Origin of the sequence: Nitrosomonas sp. (genome assembly GCF_022842015.1) — a bacterium.
GTDB lineage: Bacteria > Pseudomonadota > Gammaproteobacteria > Burkholderiales > Nitrosomonadaceae > Nitrosomonas.
The window spans coordinates 24,406-30,537 of record NZ_JALHQJ010000038.1 but is presented as its reverse complement, the minus strand read 5'-3'; the positions used below and the strand labels follow the sequence as shown (position 1 = coordinate 30,537).

The window sequence follows — 6,132 nt, the reverse complement described above, 5'->3', positions numbered from 1 at the left end:
TCATGCGTTCAATCAATTCCATCCATGCTTTGAATTCCGTTGATTTCATTGTGCACACCTCTATATCTCAATGCACGTTGGACAAACAATTCAATAATTAATTGTTACATAGCCTTTAATTTACCAAAATATGCTTATTTATAACAACTTATTCTAATGGCTTCCATTAGAAATCAAACCTAATGGGAAATCTGGGATGATTTCTTCCGAAATTCCTGATTATATTGTGTATGCGGTAATTCCATCTCCATTCTCCATTTCATCTCTTCATTTTATGAAGCTTCGGACTCCTTGAAAATCAGCATACATCATAACGTATCTCAAAGAAAAAGTGATTTATGGATAGGGCGTCACGGAGTTGTCATCCCGCGTCAGTAAATGTATCAGTTTGGGATGAATGAACAACTTTTCACGTCCGACGGTTCGCTCTTCTAGCACGTCGATTTCCACAAGCTGTTTGAGATAGCGCGAAGCGGCTTGGCGACCGGCGATATTTTTTTCAACCAAGTTCTGAATGCGGCAATAGGGCAGATCGAAAATCAAATCCACCAGCTCGCGGCTGTAGATTTTCGGCGCTTTCTGTTTCACATAATCAATTGTCAAGCCTGAGAGGGTACGGATCGCAGCGATCTTGGCGGTGGTCCAGTGAGCTGTGTCTTCGATGCCGTGCAGCAAGAAGACAATCCACGGTTCCCATGCCTGGTTGCGTGTGACATCGAGCAACAGACGATAATACTCGGTTTTGTTTTTGATGATGTAGCGGCTGAGGTAAAGAATCGGCAGCGTCAATAAATCTTCCTGAATCAGAAATAAACTATTCAGCGCGCGCCCGGTGCGGCCATTGCCATCGGTGAATGGATGGATCGCTTCGAATTGGTAATGCCCGGCTGCCATGCGGATCAGCGGGTCGACATCGCGCGCCTCATGCAAGTAACGCTCCCAGTTGGCTAATTTGGATCGCAGTAGGTTTTCCCCGACGGGCGGTGTATAAATTACTTCAGCGGTCGCCTGATTGGCCAGTGCTGTCCCCGGAACCCGCCGCACCTGCATGTCTATGCCCTTGATGCGGGTGCATACTTGTTCCGCCGTGCGGGTATTCAGCGGATGTTGCTTTAGTGCCCGGAACCCTTCCAACAGTGCACTGCTATAACGCAGGGCTTCGCTCGTGGCTGGGTCGGCGTGTTCTTCGATATTTTGGAACTGAAACAATCGGTCCGTCGTCGTGACGATGTTCTCGATTTCCGAGCTGGCTTGGGCTTCGAGCAGCGGTAGAGCATTGATCAGAACGCCCTGGTTGGGAATGAGTTCAGCAGCTTGCTTGAGTCCCGCCAGCGCCGCACGAGCGGTGATGCACTGCTTCAGTGCCGCGCGTGTTTCCAGATCGGCTGCGGGCGGCAACGGCGGAAGGTTGTTGTAAGGTTGATCCGGACGCCAAGCAGTCATGGTTTAATTTTCACATTTTTGCGACACGTCGTCAGTTTATGTCGTCCGCAGCGACAGGTCAATCAAATATGTCGCAAATTTAATGTTTTTGCGACATGTCAATCAGACATTAAAGCGGAAATGCATCACATCACCGTCCTTGACGACATATTCCTTGCCTTCGAGGCGCATCTTGCCCGCTTCCTTGGCACCTTGTTCGCCGTTATAGGTAATAAAATCCTCATAGCTGGTCACCTCGGCGCGAATGAATCCTTTTTCAAAATCGGTATGGATCACTCCGGCTGCCTGTGGCGCTGTATCGCCTTTGTGGATGGTCCAAGCTCTGACTTCTTTGATACCCGCAGTAAAATAAGTCTGTAGTCCGAGCAGTTCGTAGCCCGCGCGCACTAGGCGATTAAGCCCGGGTTCTTCCAGATTAAGATCGGCTAAGAATATTTTCTTGTCTTCATCGGATAATTCCACGATTTCTGCTTCAAGCGCCGCACATATTGCTACGACTGGCGCGCCTTCTGTGGCAGCGTATTCTTCTACGCGGGTTAATAACGGATTATTTACAAAGCCATGGTCATTCACATTTGCCACGTAAATGGCGGGTTTCGCGGTCAATAAGCAAAGCGGTTGCAGTAAGAGCTTTTGTTCTTTATCCAAGTCCAGCGTTCTGGCGGGTTTACCTTGGTTGAGATGTGTTTGTGCCTGTTCCAGTAAAGCACATAATTTGATTGCATCTTTGTTACCGGATTTAGCCACCTTAGCTTCACGTTGCAATGCTTTTTCGATTGTGGCCAGATCGGCCAGCAACAGCTCGGTCTGTATAACCTCTATATCCGAGATCGGATCGACCTTGCCTGCGACATGCACAACATTATCGTCGGTAAAGCAGCGCACCATATTGACGATACCATCGGTTTCGCGGATATTGGCCAGAAATTTGTTGCCAAGTCCTTCTCCTTTGGATGCGCCTGCAACTAGTCCGGCGATATCCACGAATTCGACAATTGCCGGTTGCACCTTCTGTGGCTTGACGATCTCGCTAAGTTTCTGCAATCGTGGGTCGGGTACTTCGACAATACCGACGTTCGGATCAATGGTGCAGAAAGGATAATTTTCAGCGGCAATGCCAGCCTTGGTCAAAGCATTGAACAAGGTGGATTTACCGACATTGGGAAGACCTACGATTCCGCATTTTAGACTCATGGTCTGATTCTCGTGAATAGGGGTTAAATAATGATTGTGTGAAAGCTTTACCGAATTGTTATGCCTTGGTATGTAATTTCAGCATGGCGGCTTCACAGGCGCCTTGTGCAATAAGCGGCCAGACATCCAGGCTTCTTGCGATAGCTTCATCAATTAGCGGTGCTTCTTCTTTTCTCGGTGGATGTAGTACATAACTTACGACGGCGCCACGATCACCCGGATGACCGATGCCAATGCGCAGCCTCCAAAAGTCCTGAGTACCTAATTTTGCTGCAATATCCTTGAGACCATTATGTCCGCCCAAGCCTCCACCTTTCTTTAGCTTGACGGCACCGGGCAATAGATCCAGTTCATCATGAATCACGATGATTTCGGTCGCCTGGATTTTATAAAACTGACACAAAGCAGCTACAGATTGCCCGCTTCGATTCATATAGGTCTGCGGTTCCAACAACCATACATCCCTATCATTTTGGCGGATCTGTGCACATAAACCGTGGAATCGAGCTTCCAGCTTCAGAGGCGCATGCAGCATTTGAGATAATCGATCTACCCACTCAAAACCGGCATTATGGCGTGTCCTTGCATATTCTCTGCCAGGATTACCCAATCCAACAATAAGTTTCATGAGGTGAGGTTAAAATACAGTGTGAATTAATCCAGTTACTCCAAGTGAATTCAGAAATGAAAAATCCGCCGGTATGTTGTTTAATTCCGGCAGATGAGTAAATTTCCAAGGTAGCTTAAGTATTTTTTCTACTCAGGCTACTCTTTTTCAGGCTCTGCTTCCTCACCGGCGGCTTCTTCAGAGAGTACTGATCTTGGGATCACAATCGTTGCTACAGGTAAATCATCGCCTTTGGCCAACGCCACTATCTCGACGTCTTTAGGCAATACCAAGTCACTCAAATGCAGTGTATGCCCTGCGGTAAGTTCTGCCAGATCGACTGAAATAAATTCAGGTAAATTACCTGGAAAGCAAGTGACATCCACTTCATTCAAAATATGAGTAACGATTCCACCGGAGGTTTTTACACCCGGTGAGGTTTCTGCATTGATAAAGTGCAATGGAACTTTCATGTGTATTTTCTTGTTCTTGTCGACTCTCTGAAAATCCACATGTAATACCAATTTTTTGAAAGGATGCATTTGCACATCGCGTAATAACACGGGCTCTTTTTCCCCTGCCACACTTAAAGTGAGAATGGATGCATGAAATGCTTCCAGTCTGAGTTTGTGAAACAACTCATTATGATCCATCTCTATTGATTGCGGTTTTTGATCACCACCATAAATGATTGCTGGCACTTTACCAGAACCACGCAGGCGGCGGCTCGCACCCTTGCCCTGCAATGTGCGCTTGTCGGCACTGATTTCTATTTTCATTTCTGCTACTCCATGTTGATGGTTTGTTCGCGACCAAACAAACCGGTTAAAAAAGGATTCGGTCTATTCCATAAATAAAGAGCTTAATGAGCTTTCGTTGCTGATGCGTAACATAGTTTCCGCCAGCAGATTAGCGATGCTTAACTGACAAATGCGATCACAAGCTATCGCATCTTCGCGCAGCGGTATCGTATCCGTGACCACCAGCTTGTCCAAAGCTGAATTCTGAATGCGTTCCACCGCACTGCCCGACAGAACGGCATGGGTCGAGTAGGCCAATACTGTGCGTGCGCCGTGCTCTTTTAATGCTTTGGCTGCTTCGCACAGCGTATTTGCTGTATCTACCAGATCGTCGATTATGACGCAGGTACGATCCTTGACTTCACCTATGATATTCATCACTTTCGCTTCATTGGGTTTAGGACGACGCTTATCGATAATAGCCAAATCACATTCCAGACGCTTGGCCAGATGCCGGGCACGCACCACTCCACCAACATCCGGCGATACCACGATCAGATTCTGATAATTATGTTTCCAGATATCTCCAAGCAAAATGGGCATGCCATAAATATTGTCAACAGGGACATCAAAAAAACCCTGGATTTGATCTGAATGCAGATCCATAGTCAATAATCGGTCAATGCCAACCGTAGCCAGCATATTTGCCACTACTTTGGCAGTGATCGGCACACGCACTGAGCGAGGCCTTCTGTCTTGCCGTGCATAACCGAAATATGGGATCGCAGCAGTAATTCGACCCGCAGATGCACGTTTTAAAGCATCGACCATGACTAATATTTCCATCAGGCTATCATTGGTCGGTGCGCAGGTGGATTGCAGCACAAAAACATCCTTTCCACGCACATTCTCAAGGATTTCCACCATGATTTCGCCGTCACTGAAACGCCCTACAATTGCTCGTCCCAGATGGATGTTGAGATGCTTGACAACATCATGGGCCAATTTAGGGTGCGCGGTTCCGGTAAAAACCATCAAACTGTCATAAGACATGTTTTTTCTTCGTTCTTTGAGCAAATTAGCTGGAAAATGGAACGCCGACTTGTTTTTTCAAATGCGTTATTTTCAGCGATCCGCTTTTAGGTTTAACTACTATTTATTCACTAATCCATTGAGATTGAGTGAAATTCATACAAACTGGCAGGGGAGGTAGGGATCGAACCTACGAATGCCGGAATCAAAATCCGGTGCCTTACCACTTGGCGACTCCCCTATATCTTTATTTCATTGTCTGTTGCATCGGATGGCAATCCAATCCTCTTGCCATAAAGCCTGTCATACTATCAGGAATGCATTCGAAAACAGCTTGGGCTGCGGCTTCAGATGCAAATTCGGCAAAAACGCAAGCACCTGACCCACTCATCGCCGTTATTGTAGTATTTTCTTGCTGCTTTAGCCACTCTAAACATCGCGCAACTTCCGGATATAATCGGCAAACTACCCATTCCAAGTCATTATGGCCCTGCAAGACAGAAAAGGGCGGTATTTTGATAGGAATCGTGTTGCGTGTCAATTCTTTACTCGTGAAAATCTCAGCGGTTGATACTTGTACCGGTGGTACCAGAACTACATACCAAGCGGGCGGCAATTTAATGCGGGTTAATTTTTCACCTATTCCTTCAGCGAAAGCATTTTCTCCAAAAATAAATACCGGGACGTCAGCGCCTAGCTGAAGGCCTAATTCGAGCAATTGTTGTCTGTTCAAATTAACCTTCCACAAATGATTCAATGCCAGCAGTGTAGTGGCCGCATCCGAGCTGCCGCCTCCTAAACCGCCTCCCATGGGAATTCGTTTCTGCAAAAAAATGTCGATTCCTTGCTTAGTTCTTGTTGCTTGCTTTAGCAATTTAGCTGCGCGAACGCAAAGATCCTTTTCTTCGGGTATACCGGCAGTGGGATTATGTAGTTTGATTATGTCATCTGTTCGCAATCTGAAACTTAAGTTATCCGAAAAATCGATAAAACGAAAAACTGTTTGTAATAAATGATAACCATCCTGTCTGCGGCCAACGACATGTAGAAAAAGATTCAGCTTGGCAGGAGCAGAAAATGTAAGCATGAATAGTAAAATGAATAAGAGGGTGTCTG

6 protein-coding genes and 1 tRNA gene are annotated in these 6,132 nt (G+C 46.4%); all 7 read right to left on the bottom strand.

Translation table 11 applies throughout. The features are described from left to right. Positions 1-336: 336 nt before the first annotated feature. A complete protein-coding gene (gene fic, locus Q0C11_RS08725) occupies positions 337-1,443 on the bottom strand; it encodes a protein adenylyltransferase Fic (RefSeq protein ID WP_293007167.1) in 1,107 nt (368 codons plus the stop codon). Positions 1,444-1,545: 102 nt separating this feature from the next. Further along, complete coding sequence (gene ychF, locus Q0C11_RS08720; RefSeq protein ID WP_293007166.1) at positions 1,546-2,637, bottom strand: redox-regulated ATPase YchF; 1,092 nt, start codon at positions 2,635-2,637, stop codon at positions 1,546-1,548. A 58-nt stretch (positions 2,638-2,695) separates the two neighbouring features. Next, positions 2,696-3,265 carry an aminoacyl-tRNA hydrolase gene (gene pth, locus Q0C11_RS08715; RefSeq protein WP_293007165.1) on the bottom strand — a complete coding sequence of 190 codons (570 nt, stop codon included), beginning with the start codon at positions 3,263-3,265 and terminating at the stop codon, positions 2,696-2,698. Positions 3,266-3,402: 137 nt separating this feature from the next. Further along, a complete protein-coding gene (locus Q0C11_RS08710) occupies positions 3,403-4,023 on the bottom strand; it encodes a 50S ribosomal protein L25/general stress protein Ctc (RefSeq protein ID WP_293007164.1) in 621 nt (206 codons plus the stop codon). A 63-nt stretch (positions 4,024-4,086) separates the two neighbouring features. Continuing rightward, positions 4,087-5,037 (bottom strand): ribose-phosphate pyrophosphokinase, encoded by a 951-nt coding sequence (locus Q0C11_RS08705; protein WP_293007163.1) that lies wholly within the window; start codon positions 5,035-5,037, stop codon positions 4,087-4,089. A 145-nt stretch (positions 5,038-5,182) separates the two neighbouring features. After that, a tRNA-Gln gene (locus Q0C11_RS08700) sits at positions 5,183-5,257 on the bottom strand. Between the two features lie 6 nt (positions 5,258-5,263). After that, on the bottom strand, positions 5,264-6,103 hold the full coding sequence (ispE, locus tag Q0C11_RS08695; protein ID WP_293007162.1) for a 4-(cytidine 5'-diphospho)-2-C-methyl-D-erythritol kinase: 840 nt from the start codon (positions 6,101-6,103) through the stop codon (positions 5,264-5,266). Between the last annotated feature and the right edge of the window lie 29 nt (positions 6,104-6,132).